Consider the following 1,518-nt stretch of genomic DNA (forward strand, 5'->3'; position numbering starts at 1 on the left):
CCAGGTCCGGGGCTGCCACGCCGGTCAGGCGCGCGGGGTGCGACCGAGGTAGGCGAGCAGTTCGGCGACGACGGGGGTATCGGTCGCGGGGGCGTCGGTGACGACGGGGGCGAAGACGCCGTAGTCGCGCAGCGGCTCGATGAGGCCGCGGGAGGCGGTGAGCAGGTGGGCGGCCAGCTCGTCGGTGAGGGGCGAGGGCTGGCCGGTGCCGATGGCGATGTCCCAGGCGTGGACGGCGGCGTCGAGGGCGCACATGACGGCGGCGACCGGGGTGGGGAGTTCGCCGTGCGGGAGCGGGGTGGGAACGGTCTCGGTGTCGTCGGTGACGGTGGCCCAGGCGGTGGCGGTCGGTTCGATTGCGGCGGAGACCAGTTCGGCGGCGCCGCCGTCGATGCTGCCGGACGGCTCGAAGGGGTTGTAGGCGGGGCCGTCGCCGATGCCGAGGAACTTGGCGTAGGCCAGCTGGTCGCCCGCTGCGTGCTGGACCACCTGGGTGACCGTCCAGTCGGAGCAGGGGGTGGGGTTGTCCCACTGGTCCGGGCCGACTCCGGCGACGACGTCGGCGAGCGCCCGATGGGAGGCGGCGAGCACGTCACGCCAGACCGGGGCGAGGGTGGCGGCGGGCGAGTTGTCGGTCTGCGGGTTCGCGTTCATTGTTCTTGCCTCTCAGGTCGTTTCGATCCGTTGAGATAAAGGTATGACCCGATTAGGCTAGATTTCTTCCTAATCAATAGAGCCGAGTGAAGGGATTCGATGTGACCTCCCCCACAACCCGATTGCTCCGCCTGTTGACGCTCCTCCAGGAAGGCACCCATACCGGTCGCGACCTGGCCGAACGCATGGATGTCACCGACCGCACGCTGCGTCAGGACATCGCTCGGCTGCGCGATCTCGGGTACCCCGTGCACGCCGCCCGTGGGCCGGTCGGCGGTTACCGGCTCGGACAGGGGGCCACCATGCCCCCGCTACTGCTCGATGACGACGAAGCCGTCGCGGTGGCCGTCGCCATGAACGTGGCGGCCGACGGCAGCACCGGGATCACCGATATCCAGGCCAATCTCGAACGCGCCCAATCGAAGCTGGACCGAATCCTCCCGAAACGCCTGCAGCGGAAGGTCACCGCCCTGCGCACGGTGACCGATATCGGACCGGCAGTCACCGGATCCCGGGAGCCGGATGCCCCCGTGCCCGCCGAAACGCTCGCCACCCTGGCGACCGCCATCCGCGGCGCCACGACCCTCCACGCCGATGGTGCGGAGTTGGAGCCCTACCGGCTGATCAGCTGGCAACGCCGCTGGTATCTGGTCGCCTACAGCCTCGCCTCGCATGCCTGGCAGGCGCTGCCCGTGGCATCGATATCCGAGATCCGGCCCGGCACACGTCATTTCGCCGCGCGAGCGCTACCCGACACCGACCTCGTCGCCTTCGTGCTGCGCGAAATAGCCTCCACCGGTTGGCAAGTCCACGCCCGCGTCACGGTGCTGGCGCCCGCCGAGACCGTCATCGCCCGAATCAACC

At 69.7% G+C, this 1,518-nt stretch carries 2 protein-coding genes; one reads left to right on the top strand and one right to left on the bottom strand.

The genetic code is table 11. The features are described from left to right. Positions 1-24: 24 nt before the first annotated feature. Complete coding sequence (locus tag ACIRS4_RS36710) at positions 25-654, bottom strand: TIGR03086 family metal-binding protein (protein ID WP_404204373.1); 630 nt, start codon at positions 652-654, stop codon at positions 25-27. A gap of 134 nt (positions 655-788) precedes the next feature. Between ACIRS4_RS36710 and ACIRS4_RS36715 the strand changes: the two genes are divergently transcribed. Then, on the top strand, positions 789-1,518 hold a 730-nt coding region (locus tag ACIRS4_RS36715; RefSeq protein WP_404204375.1), incomplete at its 3' end, for a helix-turn-helix transcriptional regulator.

The organism is Streptomyces sp. NPDC101166, assembly GCF_044768125.1.
GTDB lineage: Bacteria > Actinomycetota > Actinomycetes > Streptomycetales > Streptomycetaceae > Streptomyces.